This window comes from Streptomyces rhizosphaerihabitans (genome assembly GCF_025399795.1).
GTDB classification, from domain to species: domain Bacteria; phylum Actinomycetota; class Actinomycetes; order Streptomycetales; family Streptomycetaceae; genus Streptomyces; species Streptomyces rhizosphaerihabitans.
On sequence record NZ_JAODTZ010000008.1, the window covers coordinates 92,986 to 108,744 of the forward strand.

The window sequence follows — 15,759 nt, forward strand, 5'->3', positions numbered from 1 at the left end:
CAGCGCTCGGCATAGCTGAGAGAAGGGCCGTACCCCTCGGGTACGGCCCTTTCGCTTTCCCTGAGGCTGCTTCTCCCGAGCGGGGCCGCTTCCCTGAGGCTGCTTCTCCAGGGCGCGTCCGCGTCGGTTCTCCGTGGATGCCAGGGATCGTCGTCTCGTCGTTTCACGTGAAACCTAGTCTCCGCGGAACGGTCGGATCATTTCAGCGCGTCGCCCCTGTGACGATCCAGCGGCCCGAGCGGGAGCGCACCCACAGGGTCAGCATCCGCATCGTCATCATCAGCGTCATCGCTCCCCAGAGCGCGGTCAGCCCGCCACCGAGAAAGGGAACGAGCAGGGCGACGGGGGTGAAGACCGCCAGCGTGAGCAGCATGGCCCAGGCCAGGTACGGTCCGTCTCCCGCGCCCATCAGCACGCCGTCCAGGACGAAGACGATCCCGCAGATCGGCTGGGAGGCAGCGACCATCACCAGAGCGGGCAGCGCCGCGTTCTGCACACCCGAGTCGCCGCTGAACAGCGGAAGGAACAGGGGGCGAGCCGCGATGACCAGCAGACCGAGTGCGACTCCGGTGACGAGACCCCACTGCACTATGCGACGGCACGCCTCACGGGCACCCTGGGCGTCGTCCGCGCCGAGACAGCGCCCGATGATGGCCTGTCCCGCGATGGCGATGGCATCGAGCGCGAAGGCGAGCAGACTCCACAGCGACAGGATGATCTGGTGTGCCGCCATGTCGGCGTCCCCGAGCCGGGCGGCGACAGCCGTGGCGATCAGGAGGATCGCGCGGAGCGACAACGTACGGACGAGCAGCGGGGTGCCGGCCTGAGCGCAGGCCCGGATGCCGGTGACGTCCGGCCGCAGGGAAGCGCCGTACTCCCGGGCTCCGCGGACGACGACGTACAGATAGACGGCGGCCATACCGCACTGAGCGATGACCGTGCCCCAGGCGGAGCCGGCGATACCGAGGCCGACGCCGTAGACAAGGACAAGGTTGAGGACCGCGTTGGCGACGAAGCCTCCGACGGCGACGTACAGCGGGGTCTTCGTGTCCTGGAGCCCGCGCAGTATTCCGGTGGAGGCCAGCACGACGAGCATGGCGGGGATGCCGAGTACCGAGATCCGCAGATAGGTCGTCGCGTACGGGGCCGCGGTGTCGGAGGCGCCGAACAACTCCATGAGGGAGGGTGCGGTGGGCAGGGCGACGGCGATCACGGCCGCGCCGATGAGCAGGGCGAGCCAGATGCCGTCCATGCCCTGGCGGATCGCGGCTCGCAGATCGCCGGCGCCGACTCGGCGGGCGACTGCGGCCGTAGTGGCATAGGCGAGGAAGACGAAGACGCCGACGGCTGTCATGAGAAGGGCTGAGGCGACGCCGAGTCCAGCCAGTTGCGCGGTGCCGAGATGGCCGACGATGGCGCTGTCGGCCAGCACGAAGAGAGGCTCGGCGACGAGTGCGCCGAACGCCGGAACGGCCAGCGCGACGATCTCTCGGTCGTGCCGGCGGCGGACGGCCCTGGGCGCCGCGGAAGCCTGTGTCATGAGCATCAATCTAATCTTCCACAGGTAAGAGATGCAAAGCGCGAAGGACCCTTACTCTCTGTCGTGCGGGGTGTGTCGTGGCGCACTGTTTGCTGCGATCTTGATCCGACTGGGGAAGTTTTTCTTCTGCACAGCCGGTGGATGGGGAAATGCCAGGTCAGAGCGTGTTCGCCTGAAGGGCTGAGGGCTTGTTCACAGGGCTGTCCACCGGGTCGTGCACAGGTTTCGCGGAGTTCTCCACAGCATCGGGGCCGTCGTCCACATGGCCTGTGGATAACCGGATTGGCTGACGGTGCCCGCGGGCCTAACGTGGTGCGGCGCCCGTTCTCTCCTCCGTCCTCGGAAAACACGCAAAACCGACGTGTGAGAACCGGAGTTGGGCAGCTCACATGTCAGTGCCGTGCCGTAGAAATTGAAGGCACTGCTAGGTCCGCTCTGCGGACGGGAGGAGGTGGCTCGGTGACTATTTCCGAGCCCTTGGACGACCCCTGGGCGGACAGTGGTCCCAGTGATCGTCTGCCCTCGTCCCGCCGGCGTGGGAACGGTGGCCGAGGCCGCGACGAGCAGCACGACCGGGACAACGGGTCATGGGAAAGCGGCGGTTCGTCCTTCGAACGGGTACCGCCGCAGGACCTCGACGCCGAGCAGTCCGTCCTCGGTGGCATGCTCCTGTCGAAGGACGCCATCGCCGACGTCGTCGAGGTGCTCAAGGGCCACGATTTCTACCGGCCTGCGCACGAGACCATCTACGGCGCGATCCTCGACCTGTACGCGAAGGGCGAGCCGGCCGACCCGATCACGGTCGCGGCCGAGCTCACCAAGCGTGGCGAGATCACCAAGGTCGGCGGCCCACCGTATCTGCACACGCTGGTCCAGACGGTCCCGACCGCGGCGAACGCCGAGTACTACGCGGAGATCGTGCACGAGCGCGCGGTCCTGCGCCGCCTGGTCGAGGCGGGCACGCGGATCACACAGATGGGGTACGCGGCCGACGGCGACGTCGATGAGATCGTCAACAGCGCCCAGGCGGAGATCTACGCGGTCACCGAGCAGCGGACCACCGAGGACTATCTGCCGCTCGGCGACATCATGGAGGGCGCGCTCGACGAGATCGAGGCGATCGGATCGCGTTCGGGGGAGATGACCGGCGTACCGACCGGCTTCACCGACCTCGACTCGCTGACCAACGGCCTGCATCCCGGGCAGATGATCATTATCGCGGCTCGTCCCGCCATGGGTAAGTCGACGCTGGCGCTGGACTTCGCCCGTGCCTGCTCGATCAAGCACAACATGCCCAGCGTGATCTTCTCGCTCGAAATGGGCCGCAACGAGATCGCGATGCGCCTGCTGTCCGCCGAGGCGCGCGTGGCTCTGCACCACATGCGGTCCGGCACCATGACCGACGAGGACTGGACCCGGCTCGCCCGCCGTATGCCGGACGTCTCGGCCGCCCCGCTCTACATCGACGACTCCCCGAACCTGTCGATGATGGAGATCCGTGCCAAGTGCCGCCGCCTCAAGCAGCGCGCCGATCTGAAGCTCGTCATCATCGACTATCTGCAGCTGATGCAGTCGGGCGGCAAGCGGTCCGAGAGCCGTCAGCAGGAGGTCTCCGACATGTCGCGAAACCTGAAGCTGCTGGCCAAGGAGCTGGAACTGCCGGTGATCGCGCTGTCACAGCTCAACCGTGGCCCCGAGCAGCGCACGGACAAGAAGCCCATGGTCTCCGACCTGCGTGAGTCCGGGTCGATCGAGCAGGACGCGGACATGGTCATCCTGCTCCACCGCGAGGACGCGTACGAGAAGGAGTCCCCCCGCGCCGGCGAGGCCGACATCATCGTCGGCAAGCACCGTAACGGCCCGACGGCCACGATCACGGTGGCCTTCCAGGGTCATTACTCGCGCTTCGTGGACATGGCACAGACCTGATCCGGCGTCCTGCGGGGCACGCTTCGGATCAATCCGCTCGACGTTCGGTGCCAGGGCGGGTGGACTGGTGCCATGACGACACCCCACGCTGATCTGCTTCCCGGCACGCGCCGGGCCCTGCTGCACCGCATTGCCGTCGCGCAGAGCGAGGGGCGGGCGCCGTCTCTCGTGGCGGCGGTGGTCCGGGGCGGGAAAGCGGTATGGAACGGGGCGCGGACCTCGGTCGACGGTCACGGACCGGACGAGAACGTCCAGTACCGGATCGGCTCCATCACCAAGACCTTCACCGCCGTTCTCGTGCTGCGGCTGCGCGACGAGGGCATCCTGGACCTCGGCGACCCGCTGGAGAAGTATGTGCCCGGCACCGGCGCGGGGGAGGTCACCATCTCCCAACTGCTCGCCCACACCGGAGGGTTGGCCGCCGAGTCACCCGCGCCGTGGTGGGAGCGCACACCAGGCTCGCTGCGTCCCGAACTGGCCGACGTGCTGGGCGAGCAGCCCTTCCGGCATCCGGTCGGACGCCGTCACCACTACTCGAACCCCGGCTACACATTGCTCGGAGCACTCGTCGAGGAACTGCGAGGCGCACCTTGGGAGGAAGTGCTGCGCCGCGAGGTCCTCGAGCCGCTCGGCCTGCACCGTACGAGCGGTCGCGCGCAGGCGCCCCACGCGGGGGGATGGGCGGTCCATCCATGGGCGGACGCGATGATGCCCGAGCCCGCAGAGGACCTCGGGCGGATGGCTCCGGCAGGGCAGCTCTGGTCCACCTCGGGGGACTTGGCCCGCTTCGCCGTCTTTCTCGCCCAGGGTGACGATCGGGTGCTGAGTGCGGAGTCCGTCAGGGAGATGCGCGCCCCTGCCGCGCCTCCCGAAGCCGCGGAACTGGCCTCGGGCTCCTCTTACGGGCTCGCCCTGCAGATCGTGCACCGTGACGGCCGAACCCTCGTAGGTCACTCCGGTTCCCTGCCGGGCTTCCTCGCCGGATTGGTGATCAGTGTGGAGGACGACGTGGCGGCGGTGGTGCTGTCCAACTGCACCTCGGGGCCGCCGGTGTTCACCGTGGCCGCCGATCTGGTGCGGATCGTCGCGGAGGCGGAGCCGCGGATCCCCGAACCCTGGCGCCCGATGGCTGAAGTCGACCAGGACGTCTTGGAGTTGGCGGGTCAGTGGTACTGGGGGACTCAGGCCTTTGGGCTGCGGTTGCCGGCCGGTGGGGGGCTGGTGCTGGGCCCGCTCTCGGGTGTCGGCCGCGGTGCCCGCTTCCGGGCGAACGGCGACGGGACGTGGACGGGGCTCGACGGTTACTACGCAGGCGAGCTTCTGCGGCCCGTACGACGGCCTGACGGCGCGGTGAGCCATCTGGACCTCGGGTCGTTCGTGTTCACGCGGCAGCCGTACGGCGAGCAGGCTCCTGTGCCCGGTGGGGTGGACCCTGAAGGCTGGCGAGGAGTTCAGTAGGAGCCAACGGAAGGCGGCCTGTTTCACGTGAAACAGGCCGCAGGCAGGCTGTACCCGCCGCGCGGGGTGAACGTGGCCTGTGTCAGAGCGGGAGCTTGAAGCCGACGTGTGAGGCCTGGAAGCCGAGCCGCTCGTAGAAGCGATGGGCGTCGGTGCGGGAGGCGTCGGAGGTCAACTGGACCAACTGGCAGCCCTGGCGGCGGGATTCCGCGACCGCCCACTCGATGAGCTCCGTCCCGAGACCACCGCCGCGCTCGTCGGCGTGGACGCGTACGCCCTCGATGACGGAGCGCGTCGCTCCTCTGCGGGACAGTCCGGGAATCACGGTGAGCTGCAGGGTGCCGACAACGCGGCCTTCGCGTACGGCGACGACCAGGTGCTGGTTCGGGTCACGGCTGAGACGGTCCAGGGCGCCCAGGTACGGGGTCAGATCGTCGGGCGATTCCCGTTGGGCACCCAGCGGGTCGTCGGCCAGCATCGCGACAATGGCGGACACGTCGTCGGCGACCGCGGCTCGTATCTCAAGATCTGCCATGAGCGCACTCTACGAGGGAGCGCCCACCGAGGGTATGGCGTGCACGGGCACACTCGCCGACTCCACGACCCGGACCAGCGGTGCCAGTTCAGGGTTCTCGGCCGCGTCGTCGAGTGCCTCGCGCAGAGCGGCGTCATTGGTGGGCCGCGCCTCGGCGAGGAGCTTCAGTCCTGCCTCGCTGACATTCGTGTAGATGCCGCGTCGGTCGGTCGGGCAGAGATAGCGGGCGAGCAGGCCTCGGTCCTCGAGGCGGGTGACCAGCCGCGTGGTGGCGCTCTGGCTGAGTACGACCGCGTCGGCGACCTGCTTCATCTGGAGATGACCGCCGTCGCCGTCGTGCTGTCGGCTGAGCACGTCGAGCAGGGAGTACTCGCGCACGCTGAGCCCGTGCTCGGCCTGCAGGGCCCGCTCGATATGGGCCTCGATCCTCCCGTGCAGCAAGGAGAGGGCGCACCAGCCCTGAGCGAGGGCGGTGAGCGCGGGGTCCGTGGCTGTCATGGCGTCTTCCTCCGTCCCGGAGCGGCTGAGAACCAGGATAGAGCACGGACGCAATAGCCCGCTGTTGCATATAACCCGCGTCTGCAACTATTGTGAACGCAGGCAAAGCGCTCTTGCAATCTTCTGGAAGGTGTACCCCACCATGCCTCTCGCGCTTCTGGCCCTCGCGATCGGGGCCTTCGGAATCGGAACGACCGAGTTCGTGATCATGGGCGTCCTGCCCGAGGTCGCCGGCGACTTCGGGGTCTCCATCCCCACGGCCGGACTGCTGGTGACCGGCTATGCCCTCGGTGTGGTGATCGGAGCGCCGATCATGACCGCGCTCGGCACGAAGGTGTCCCGCAAGAGGATGCTCATGGTGCTGATGGGTCTGTTCGTCCTCGGCAATCTGATCTCCGCCGTCGCTCCGGTCTTCTGGCTGATGTTCGCGGGCCGGGTGGTCGCCTCCCTCGCGCACGGTGCCTTCTTCGGCATCGGGTCGGTGGCCGCCGCCGAGCTGGTCGCACCGGAGAAGAAGGCCAGCGCCATCGCGATGATGTTCAGCGGGCTCACGATCGCCAATGTCGTCGGTGTCCCGCTGGGCACGCTGATCGGACAGTCCGCGGGCTGGCGCGTCACGTTCGCGGGAGTCGCCGCGCTCGGAGTCATCGGGCTGCTGGGCATCGCCAAGCTGGTCCCGGAGATGCCGAAGCCCGAGGGAGTGCATCTGCGCCACGAACTGGCCGTCTTCAAGAACGTCCAGGTCCTGCTCGCGATGGGGATGACCGTGCTCGGTTTCGGCGGTGTCTTCGCGGCCGTCACGTACATCGCGCCGATGATGACGCACGTTGCCGGTTTCGCCGACGGATCCGTCACGTGGCTGCTGGTCCTCTTCGGCCTCGGCATGGTGGGCGGGAACCTGATCGGCGGCAAGTTCGCCGACCGCGCGCTGATGCCGATGCTGTACGTGTCTCTGGGCGGCCTCGCCGTCGTGCTCGCCCTCTTCACCGTCACCGCGCACAACAAGATCCTGGCGGCCGCCACGATCGCCCTGATCGGCGGTCTGGGCTTCGCGACCGTGCCTCCTCTGCAGAAGCGTGTTCTCGACCAGGCGCATGGCGCCCCCACTCTGGCCTCGGCCGTGAACATCGGCGCCTTCAACCTCGGCAATGCCCTCTCGGCCTGGCTCGGTGGCGTCGTCATCGCGGCCGGTCTCGGCTACACCGCTCCCAACTGGGTCGGTGCGGCTCTCGCCGCGAGCGCACTCGTCCTGGCCGTCCTCTCGGCCGCTCTGGAGCGCCGCACGGCTCAGCCCAGTGCCGTGGTCGCCGGGAGTGTCCCCGCCCAACAGCGGACCGCCGTCCACCACTGAACGGGATCAGGTCCGCTGCGGGACCAAGGGCTGTTCCCGCAGCGCCCCAATCCAGCACGTCCCCACTTCGACACAGCACACCCCCCCCACAAGGAGAAGCTCTGATGAGCAGCACCACCGCCGTTGCCCCCCTGACCATCGAGGACGCCGAGGTTCTCGTCACCGCGGCCCGTCGGGCCGCCGAAGCCGCCGGCGTTCGGATCAGCGCCACCGTCCTCGACGCGGGCGGCCACCTGCTCGCCTTCCGGCGCGACGACCAGGCGGTGCTGATATCGGGAGAGACCAGCACGCGCAAGGCGTACACGGCACTCCAGCTGAACTCGGCCACTGCCGATCTCGTCGACGCCGTGCAGCCAGGCGGCCTCTTCCACACCCTGCCGACCGCACTCGACCGCCCCCTGCTGTTCATCGCGGGCGGCGTTCCGGTCCACCGCGACGGCCGTCTGATCGGTGCGATCGGGGTCGGTGGCGGTATGCCCGACCAGGACCACGGCTTCGCCGTCGCCGCTGTCGAATCGCTCGTCTGACGCTCGGCAGTCGCGGCCCCTGCCCGACGTACGACAGTCCAGAAGTGTCGACCCCCTGTGTCTCGGGGGGCCGGCACTTCTCTGTGGAAGACGTCGGAACCTTAGCTAACCGGCGGCCACGGTCAGCGGCGCGAAGCGGCGGGTCCAGTCGCCGGGCAGTTCAGGGACCCCATACGTCATGACCGTGTTGAAGCCGACGGAGGTCAGCCCACGTTCCTTCAGCCAGATCAGCAGTTCTTCGTGGCGCACGTCGACGTCGGTGCGCAGTGGACGGTCGGTGCGGGCGGCGAGCGAGGAGACGAGAGCCTTCGCCGTCCTTGTGTCCTGGGCGATCAGTGGGCCCACGACCTGGTTGGTCATGTTGGGCCAGGCGGCCGCGTAGCCGATGAGCCGGCCGTTCTCCTCGGCCACACGCAGTTGGTCCGCGAAGGCGGGCAGCCGCGTGATCATGTGTGTGCGGTCAGCGCCGAAGATCTCTTCGTCCAACCGGAGGATGGGGGCGAGGTCCTCCGCCGTCGCCGGCCGGGTGAGGACCTCGGGCTCAGGGCCGCCGGGAGCGAACACGCCCCGGACCATCTCGGCCCGGCCGGTGACCTTGAATCCCAACTCCTCGTAGAGCGGGCGCCCGTACACGGTCGCGTGCAGGGTCAGCGGGGTGGTGCCCATCTCCTCGACGACGTGCCGCATCAGACGGCGGCCGACACCCTGGCGGGCGTGCCGCTCGGCGACGAGGACCATGCCGATCGCACCCAGTTCGGGGCGCTCGCGCGGTCCGTATTCGGTCACCACGCACGCGGTGACGAGACCGCCGGCGGGGTCGTCGATCCCGTATCCGGTCCCCGCGGCGAGCAGTAGACCCCACTTGTGCTCCTCGCGGGGCCAGCCCCGGTCCTGGGACAAGTCGGCGCAGGCGGCGAGGTCGCGAGGCGTCAGACGACGAACGGGCAGAGCGGTGAGGGAAGGTGTCGACACGGAGGTCAGGCTGTCCGACACGGGCCCCTGCCGTCCACCGCTTTCCCGGCAGTGCTGTCGGCTTTTGGCCATGTTCTGCGCCGGCAGCATTGAGCGGACAGCTGTTTCACGTGAAACCTCGGCCCTGAGCGTCGGTCCTCCCAGTAGCCTCGACGGACATGGCGAGACTTCATCTCTTCGATCTCGACGGGACGTTGATCCACGGCAGTACCGCGCCGTTGGAGCTTTCCCGGCAGCTTGGGCTGGAAGCCGAAACCATGGCGCTCGAAAAGGCCATCTCCGGAGGGCGCATAGGACCTCCGGAGTATGCGGCGCAGGTGCATGCCCTCTGGACGGAACTCACCGAGGCGCATGTGACGGCGGCTTTCGACGGAGCGCCATGGATGTCAGGGATCGAAGACGTCTGGCGGGAGATACGGCGAAACGGCGACTACTGCGCCGTCGTCTCGCTGTCGCCCTCGTTCTTTGTGGAGCGCCTGATGTCGTGGGGAGCGCATGCGGCCCATGGCTCGCTCTTTCCCGCCGTCCCGTTCGCGGAGCCGTTGGACCCGGCGGGCGTTCTCAGCGCCGCGGCAAAGGTGCAGATCGCGGACCGGCTCTGTGAAGAGTTCGGAGTGAGTCGAGCCGACTGTGTCGCCTATGGTGACTCCCTCTCGGACAAGGATCTTTTCGGCGTTGTGCCGGTGTCCGTCGCGGTCAATGCGGACCGGCATCTGCGCAGCCTCGCCACTCACTCCTACGTGGGACGGGACCTGTGTGCTGCCTATCGATTGGCATGTCGCACGCGGTAATTGAGGATTCGCTGAGCTGGTCTTTCACTCTTTCGCGTTGAGGGAAGAGAGCACTTGTGCCGAGAGCTGCTGCCGGTACGGTCGACTCCGGTTCGCGTCGGCCGAGATGCGGATAGGTCCCGCCCGTACGGGCGAATGGCAACGCAGGCCATAGCAGCCTAACGGGACGGGAAGATCGAAAACCCGCATTTTCCGGTATGCGGCTGAGCGTTGGCCCGGAGTGCGATGCTCGATGAGGGCGCTGCGGCCAATGCCACGTTCTCGCCTCACATGTTCGTACGGGGTGTGTTTCCGGCTTCAACGTGGCCGCATTGGGGCCGACGAGGACTGAACCGGGAAGAGGGGCAAACCGGCTGCGGGGGAAAGCAGGCATCTTCCGACCGAGGAGGTGCGCAGACCGACCGAAAGATGTTCGAGGCGAGGCAGACCATGGACGCTCCGACCACCACGTCGGCCGACAACGGCACTTCAGGCGGCAACGACGGGGGCGGCTGGTTCACGCCGCACAATGAGCCGCCGACTTCTGTCGGAGACCAAGGGCCGTCGGACGGTCGGAGACTGGCCGCGATGCGGCCGGTGGGCCGGTCGGTCACGGCGCAGGGGCAACCGGGCCAAGCCGTCCCTGAGCGAGCGGCCTCCGGACAGGGAACCCCCGAGCAGGCCGGACAGCGAACATCCCAGCAGGAACGAATATCTCCGGTCGCCGAAGCACCCATGGCTCCTCGCGGGGCGGTACCGGTGCCGCACGGGACAGCCCCCACGGAGACGGGTACTCGCGGGACAACATCCAGGGAGATACGCCCGTACGAGGCCGCGCCCCCTGGAATGCGGCCTCCCGAGCCCCTGCCGAACGAGCCGGTACTGCCCGTGACTCGTTTTCTTCCGCCGGCGCCGTCCGAGATGCGGCACTTCGAGCCGGAGCCCGCCCACGAGGCCGTACGGCCTCGATCGAGCCCCGGACAGACGGAGTTCGGCTCTCTGCGGCTCTCAGGGGCCTCCGCGCCCGAGTACAGGTCCCCGCAGTCCCACCACGGTCCTCCGCGGCCTGACGTCGGCCCTGAGCCGCTTGTGACGGGCCGCCAGCCCGTTCCCGCCCCCGAGGCGTCCCCCGACGCCGTGCTGATCCGTCGGACCATGGCCGAGGTCGCTCACATCGCCGACAAGGTCACCTCCTACTTCTACGCTCTGCTCTTCGTGCGCCACCCGGAACTGCGCCCGCTTTTCCCCGCCGCGATGGACGCCCAGCGGGACCGGCTGCTCAAGGCACTGCTGACCGCGGCCGAACACATCGACAACACCGAGGTCCTCGTCGCGTATCTGCAGAACCTCGGCCGGGGACACCGCAAGTACGGCACCCGGCCCGAGCACTACCCGGCCGTCGGCGAGTGCCTCATCGGCTCGCTCGGCCGGTATGCCTCGGCGGTCTGGGACGCCGAGACGGAAGCGGCCTGGGTCCGCACGTACACGACGATCTCCCAGGTCATGATCGACGCGGCTGCCGCCGACGAGCTGCGTGCTCCGGCCTGGTGGTTCGCCGAGGTGGTGTCCCACGACCTGAGGACGCCGGACGTCGCGGTCGTCACGCTCCGGCCCGACCAGCCGTACCCGTTTCTCGCCGGGCAGTACACAAGTCTGGAGACGCCATGGTGGCCACGGATCTGGCGGCACTACTCCTTCGCCTCGGCGCCCCGCTCGGACGGGCTGCTGACGCTCCACGTGAAGGCGGTTCCGGCGGGCTGGGTCTCCAACGCGCTGGTGCACCGCGCTCGGCCCGGCGATGTCATCCGGCTCGGGCCGCCGTCCGGCTCGATGACCGTCGACCACACCACCGACAGCGGCCTGCTCTGTCTGGGCGGCGGCACCGGCATCGCCCCCATCAAGGCACTGGTCGAGGACGTCGCCGAACACGGAGAGCGCCGCCCCGTCGAGGTCTTCTACGGAGCGCGTACCGACCACGACCTCTACGACATCGACACCATGCTGCGGCTCCAGCGGAGCCACCCCTGGCTCTCGGTGCGCCCCGTCGTCGACCGGCGGGCCCATCTCCAGCTGCCGGACGCCGTACGCGAGTACGGGCCGTGGAACGAGTACGACGCATATCTCTCGGGGCCGCCCGGCATGATCCGCAGCGCTGTCGACGCACTCAGGGACATAGGCATTCCGTCGGACCGCATCCGCCACGACTCGGTGGAAGAACTCGTCACGACAGGCGACTGACCTGCGGCGGCTGCTGTCCGCGTCAGCCCAGGTCGGGTGCGTGCATGGCCCGTACGCCCTCGATGTTCCCGTCGAGGTAGTGCCTCAGTGACAGCGGTACGAGATGTACGGAGGCGATCCCGACCCGGGTGAACGGGACGCGGACGATCTCGTACTCACCGCACGGCTTGTCCACCTCCGGACCGTGCCGCAGGGCAGGATCCATGGACTCCAGCCGGCAGACGAAGAAGTGCTGGACCTTCACGCCGGTCGCGCCGCCGTCGTCGCCGATGTGCTCGACCGTGTCGACGAAGCAGGGCACCACATCGACGATCTTGGCGCCGAGCTCTTCATGTACCTCGCGATGGAGTGCTTCGACGACAGTCGTGTCCTCCGGTTCGACCCCGCCACCCGGTGTGAGCCAGTAGGGATCGACGCCGGGCTTGGTGCGCTTGATCAAGATCAGGTCGTCACCATCGAGCAGAACGGCGCGGGCGGTGCGCTTGACCACGGGTCGGACGGTCATGGGAGAAATGTGGCCCGGCTGGTTCCACGTGAAACATCGCGCGGCCGCGATTCCGCGCGAAAGCTCCCGAAGCCCGTCCTGGACCCCGATAAATGAGGGACGGACTTCGCCCGAACCGCCGCCGTTCGGTCCTCGGCAGCGGGTGCTTCTGCCTGGTGTGCCCGTTCCCGGTCCGCGCGGGTCTCAGCTCCAGCCGACGGCCGCGCGCAGCAGCCATTCGTGCGCTCGGGCGATGTGCGGCATCGCCAGCGTTCCGGTCCGGACGACGAGGAAGTACGTACGCAGCGGTGGCACCGCGGGGTCGAGGAGCGCCACGACGTCTCCGCGTTCGATGGCGTCGGAGCAGAGATATCTGGGCAGGACGGCCAGGCCGGCGCCGGCGGAGGCGCAGGCGAGGACCGCCCGCAGATCCGGGACGACAACCGTGCCGGAGGTGGCCGGGCGGCAGTCGAAGACCGAGGCCCAGTAGCGGGCTACGAGCGGCAGCGACTCGTGGACCTCGACGATGGGGAAGTCCTCGAGAGCGTGGGCGCCCTTGCGGCGGAGTTTGCCCGGACCGATTTCGGCGGCCCAGCGTGGAGCGGCGACCAGGACATGTTCCTCGTCGCAGAGCGGAGTCGCGGTGAGCAGCGCACCGCGTGGTTGGGCCGTCGTCATGGCCAGATCATGATGTCCGGCGGCGAGCCCCTCCATCGTCTCCTCCGCGTTGCCGAAGGAGGCCCGCAGCGCGAAGCCCTGGCCGTCGTCACCGGTCAGCTCCGTGAGAGCGGGCAACGCGCGTTCCGCAGTGAACTCCGGCGGACCCGCTAGATGCAGGGTGCGAACGGACGAGTCCTCGTCGAGACCGGTCTCGGCTATTTCCACCAAGGCGTCGAGATGCGGCGCCGCCTTGTGGGCGAGCTCGTCACCGATGGTCGTGGGGGTCACCCCGCGCGCCTGGCGCAGAAACAGAGGCCGCCCCAACTGGCGCTCCAGCGTGCGTATCTGTGAGGTGACGGCCGGCTGGGACAGGCCGAGCAGCGCGGCGGCACGAGTGAAGGAACCGGCCCGGTGCACCGTCACAAAAGTGCGCAGCAAGGCCAAGTCCATGCTGCCCCTCCCCTTTCAGCACCCCCGCGCGAGCCCTAACTATAAATAAGTCGATAGGTCTCTGTCGCTACTGTGATTGGACACTGACACAGAGTCAACTAGCCTTGTTCGCGCGGTTCTTTGCGCGCGGAACCGGGACGGTCCGAGCCACGAGGGGGGAGGCTCGGACCGTCCGTAATACGTAGCTGGGGGTACTGATCCCGGAGCCACGACCACTTCACTCCGCGGATACGTCGAGGGCCCGCAGCACGTCCGCCACCAGGTCCTCGGGGTCCTCGGCGCCGGCGGAGAAGCGGATGAAGCCTTCCGGCACCGAGTCCCCACCCCACCGGCCGCGCCGCTCGGCCGTGGACCGTACCCCGCCGAAACTGGTGGCGTCGTCCACCAGACGCAGCGCGTCGAGAAAACGCTCGGCACGCGCGCGTGTGGGCAGCGTGAAGGAGACAACGCATCCGAAGCGACGCATCTGCTGCGAGGCGATCTTGTACGAGGGATCGTCGGGCAGTCCCGGGTAGCGCAGCCCGGTCACCTCGGGCCGCTCCCGCAGGGCCTCGGCGATCGTCCTCGCGGTGGCGGTCTGCCGGTCGGCCCTCAGCTGGAGCGTGGCGAGCGAGCGGTGGGCGAGCCAGGCCTCCATCGGGCCGGGGATGGCGCCGACGACCTTGCGCCAACGTCGTACGGGAGCCATCAGAGCGGCGTCCCGCCCGGTGACGTACCCCAGGAGGATGTCGCCGTGTCCGGTGAGCATCTTGGTACCGCTGGCCACGGAGAAGTCGGCACCCAGCTCCAGCGGTCGCTGTCCGAGCGGGGTGGCCAGCGTGTTGTCCACGGCGACGAGCGTGCCCTGCGCGTGTGCGGCGGCGACGAGGCGTCGCAGGTCGCAGACGTCGAGACCCGGGTTGGACGGCGTCTCGATCCACAACAGCTTCGCGCCGTCGAGAACCTCCAGCTGGGCATCGCCGGCGGTGGGGGCGGTGCGCACTTCGATGCCGTACGCGGTCAGCTGCTCGCGCACCAGCGGCAGCACCTGATAGCCGTCGTCGGGCAGGACGACGATGTCGCCGGCCCGCAACTGCGAGAAGAGCACCGCGGAGATGGCGGCCATGCCGGAGGGGAAGGAGAGCGTTTCGACCGAGTCCTGCCCGGGTGCCTCCAGCTCGCCGATGGCGCGCTCCAGGAGCGTCCAGGTCGGGTTCTCGTCGCGGCCGTAGGTGTACGGACCGGTGGGCTCACCGGGCAGATGGAAGTGCGCGGCGAAGACCGGGCCGGGAAGAGTCGGCTCGTACTTGACGGGCTCGGGCAGCCCGGCACGCACCGCCCGTGTGCCGTCGCCCGGCACCGTCGCCCGCGTGCCCTCACTCTCTCCCGCGGGGCCCGTGCCCGCACCGCTCGCCGTGACGAAATCCCCTGACGTCATGCCGCTCTTCCTCCCACTTGCTCTCGTACCGCGGCGAGCAGACCGGGGCTCGCCGCCTCCACCATCTCAAGACATTCCTCGAAGCCGTCCATATGTCCGTAATACGGATCGGGGACGTCCAGGGCGTCGCCCGCGGCCGGGTCGTACGAGCGCAACAGCCGGACCTTCCCCGCGTCCTCGGCACTGGTCGCGAGGCGACGCAGGGCCTTGAGGTGTCCGGTGTCGAGGGCGATGACGAGATCGAGACGGGAGAACCACGCGGCCTGGAACCGCCGGGCCGCGTGGTGGCTTTCGTAGCCGCCCGCTTCCAGCACGGCGACGGTGCGCTCGTCGGCGCCGTCGCCCTCGTGCCAGCCGTCCGTGCCCGCGCTGTCGACCTCGACCAGTTCGCCGAGTCCGGCCTCCGCCACCTGGGCACGGAACACGGACTCGGCCATCGGCGAGCGGCAGATGTTGCCGGTGCAGACGAAGCAGACGCGGTAGGTCATGGGACTCTCTCAGTCGTTGTCGGGCAGGACGACATTGAGCGCCCAGGAGACGACGGAGATGATCAGGCCCCCCAGGACGGCGGTCCAGAAGCCCTCCACGTGGAAGCTCAGGTCGAGTTTGTCGGCGAGCCACGAGGTGAGCAGCAGCATCAAGGCGTTCACCAAAAGGGTGACCAGGCCGAGCGTGAGGATGAAGAGCGGGAAGGTCAGTACCTTCACGACCGGCTTGACCAGGACGTTCACCAGTCCGAAGACCAGTGCGACGAGGAGGAGCGTGCCTATCTTCTTGCCCGTGCTGTCGCCCGTCAGGGTGATCTTGTCGAGCAGCCAGACGGCGACGGCCAGGGCCCCCGCGTTGGCGAGTGTCTTGACTACGAAATTCTTCATGTGTCTGATCGTGGCAGAGAGATCGACTGGCAAGAAGGGGCTGTGGACACAGCCT

General features: G+C 68.4%; 15 protein-coding genes. 6 read left to right on the top strand and 9 right to left on the bottom strand.

Annotation, left to right across the window (positions count from 1 at the left end; genetic code table 11):
• Positions 1–202: 202 nt before the first annotated feature.
• The gene (locus tag N4G66_RS10540) at positions 203–1,540 is read right to left on the bottom strand and encodes an MATE family efflux transporter (RefSeq protein WP_261703750.1); all 1,338 of its coding nucleotides are present in this window, start codon (positions 1,538–1,540) and stop codon (positions 203–205) included.
• A gap of 459 nt (positions 1,541–1,999) precedes the next feature.
• Here N4G66_RS10540 and dnaB point away from each other — a divergent pair, with 459 nt between their 5' ends.
• Entirely contained in the window at positions 2,000–3,469 is a 1,470-nt protein-coding gene (gene dnaB, locus N4G66_RS10545; protein ID WP_261703751.1) for a replicative DNA helicase, read from the top strand.
• A 72-nt stretch (positions 3,470–3,541) separates the two neighbouring features.
• Positions 3,542–4,927 (top strand): serine hydrolase domain-containing protein, encoded by a 1,386-nt coding sequence (locus N4G66_RS10550; RefSeq protein ID WP_261703752.1) that lies wholly within the window; start codon positions 3,542–3,544, stop codon positions 4,925–4,927.
• Between the two features lie 82 nt (positions 4,928–5,009).
• Here N4G66_RS10550 and N4G66_RS10555 read toward each other — a convergent pair whose 3' ends face one another.
• The gene (locus tag N4G66_RS10555; RefSeq protein WP_261703753.1) at positions 5,010–5,462 is read right to left on the bottom strand and encodes a GNAT family N-acetyltransferase; all 453 of its coding nucleotides are present in this window, start codon (positions 5,460–5,462) and stop codon (positions 5,010–5,012) included.
• 9 nt (positions 5,463–5,471) lie between these two features.
• Positions 5,472–5,960 carry a MarR family winged helix-turn-helix transcriptional regulator gene (locus tag N4G66_RS10560; protein WP_261703754.1) on the bottom strand — a complete coding sequence of 163 codons (489 nt, stop codon included), beginning with the start codon at positions 5,958–5,960 and terminating at the stop codon, positions 5,472–5,474.
• Between the two features lie 142 nt (positions 5,961–6,102).
• Between N4G66_RS10560 and N4G66_RS10565 the strand changes: the two genes are divergently transcribed.
• Entirely contained in the window at positions 6,103–7,311 is a 1,209-nt protein-coding gene (locus N4G66_RS10565; RefSeq protein WP_261703755.1) for an MFS transporter, read from the top strand.
• A 104-nt stretch (positions 7,312–7,415) separates the two neighbouring features.
• Positions 7,416–7,838 (top strand): GlcG/HbpS family heme-binding protein, encoded by a 423-nt coding sequence (locus N4G66_RS10570; protein WP_261703756.1) that lies wholly within the window; start codon positions 7,416–7,418, stop codon positions 7,836–7,838.
• 105 nt (positions 7,839–7,943) lie between these two features.
• Here the strand turns inward: N4G66_RS10570 and N4G66_RS10575 are convergent, their stop codons facing one another.
• Positions 7,944–8,810 carry a GNAT family N-acetyltransferase gene (locus tag N4G66_RS10575; RefSeq protein ID WP_261703757.1) on the bottom strand — a complete coding sequence of 289 codons (867 nt, stop codon included), beginning with the start codon at positions 8,808–8,810 and terminating at the stop codon, positions 7,944–7,946.
• Positions 8,811–8,968: 158 nt separating this feature from the next.
• Between N4G66_RS10575 and N4G66_RS10580 the strand changes: the two genes are divergently transcribed.
• Both N4G66_RS10580 and N4G66_RS10585 read left to right on the top strand, forming a co-directional pair.
• Positions 8,969–9,601, top strand: coding sequence for an HAD family hydrolase (locus tag N4G66_RS10580; protein WP_261703758.1), 633 nt, complete (start codon positions 8,969–8,971; stop codon positions 9,599–9,601).
• Between the two features lie 429 nt (positions 9,602–10,030).
• Positions 10,031–11,818, top strand: coding sequence for a globin domain-containing protein (locus N4G66_RS10585; protein ID WP_315903630.1), 1,788 nt, complete (start codon positions 10,031–10,033; stop codon positions 11,816–11,818).
• Positions 11,819–11,840: 22 nt separating this feature from the next.
• On the opposite strand, the gene N4G66_RS10590 is transcribed toward N4G66_RS10585, so the two are convergent.
• The 5 genes from N4G66_RS10590 to N4G66_RS10610 form a co-directional block, all read right to left on the bottom strand.
• The gene (locus N4G66_RS10590) at positions 11,841–12,323 is read right to left on the bottom strand and encodes an NUDIX domain-containing protein (RefSeq protein ID WP_261703760.1); all 483 of its coding nucleotides are present in this window, start codon (positions 12,321–12,323) and stop codon (positions 11,841–11,843) included.
• Between the two features lie 183 nt (positions 12,324–12,506).
• Positions 12,507–13,412 (bottom strand): LysR family transcriptional regulator, encoded by a 906-nt coding sequence (locus N4G66_RS10595; protein WP_261703761.1) that lies wholly within the window; start codon positions 13,410–13,412, stop codon positions 12,507–12,509.
• Between the two features lie 217 nt (positions 13,413–13,629).
• Positions 13,630–14,829, bottom strand: a complete 1,200-nt coding sequence (locus N4G66_RS10600; RefSeq protein WP_261703762.1) for a cystathionine gamma-lyase — start codon at positions 14,827–14,829, stop codon at positions 13,630–13,632.
• On the bottom strand, positions 14,826–15,317 hold the full coding sequence (locus N4G66_RS10605) for a low molecular weight protein-tyrosine-phosphatase (protein ID WP_261703763.1): 492 nt from the start codon (positions 15,315–15,317) through the stop codon (positions 14,826–14,828). The genes N4G66_RS10600 and N4G66_RS10605 overlap by 4 nt, the downstream gene beginning before the upstream one ends.
• A 9-nt stretch (positions 15,318–15,326) precedes the next feature.
• Positions 15,327–15,704 (bottom strand): phage holin family protein, encoded by a 378-nt coding sequence (locus N4G66_RS10610; RefSeq protein WP_261703764.1) that lies wholly within the window; start codon positions 15,702–15,704, stop codon positions 15,327–15,329.
• Positions 15,705–15,759: the final 55 nt, after the last annotated feature.

Coding starts and splice junctions, on each gene's coding strand:
- N4G66_RS10565 (WP_261703755.1), top strand. CDS start 6,103: ATGCCTCTCGCGCTTCTGGCCCTCGCGATCGGGGCCTTCGGAATCGGA.
- N4G66_RS10600 (WP_261703762.1), bottom strand. CDS start 14,829: ATGACGTCAGGGGATTTCGTCACGGCGAGCGGTGCGGGCACGGGCCCC.
- N4G66_RS10550 (WP_261703752.1), top strand. CDS start 3,542: ATGACGACACCCCACGCTGATCTGCTTCCCGGCACGCGCCGGGCCCTG.
- N4G66_RS10605 (WP_261703763.1), bottom strand. CDS start 15,317: ATGACCTACCGCGTCTGCTTCGTCTGCACCGGCAACATCTGCCGCTCG.
- N4G66_RS10595 (WP_261703761.1), bottom strand. CDS start 13,412: ATGGACTTGGCCTTGCTGCGCACTTTTGTGACGGTGCACCGGGCCGGT.
- N4G66_RS10585 (WP_315903630.1), top strand. CDS start 10,031: ATGGACGCTCCGACCACCACGTCGGCCGACAACGGCACTTCAGGCGGC.
- N4G66_RS10540 (WP_261703750.1), bottom strand. CDS start 1,540: ATGACACAGGCTTCCGCGGCGCCCAGGGCCGTCCGCCGCCGGCACGAC.
- N4G66_RS10560 (WP_261703754.1), bottom strand. CDS start 5,960: ATGACAGCCACGGACCCCGCGCTCACCGCCCTCGCTCAGGGCTGGTGC.
- N4G66_RS10580 (WP_261703758.1), top strand. CDS start 8,969: ATGGCGAGACTTCATCTCTTCGATCTCGACGGGACGTTGATCCACGGC.
- N4G66_RS10610 (WP_261703764.1), bottom strand. CDS start 15,704: ATGAAGAATTTCGTAGTCAAGACACTCGCCAACGCGGGGGCCCTGGCC.
- N4G66_RS10555 (WP_261703753.1), bottom strand. CDS start 5,462: ATGGCAGATCTTGAGATACGAGCCGCGGTCGCCGACGACGTGTCCGCC.
- N4G66_RS10570 (WP_261703756.1), top strand. CDS start 7,416: ATGAGCAGCACCACCGCCGTTGCCCCCCTGACCATCGAGGACGCCGAG.
- N4G66_RS10590 (WP_261703760.1), bottom strand. CDS start 12,323: ATGACCGTCCGACCCGTGGTCAAGCGCACCGCCCGCGCCGTTCTGCTC.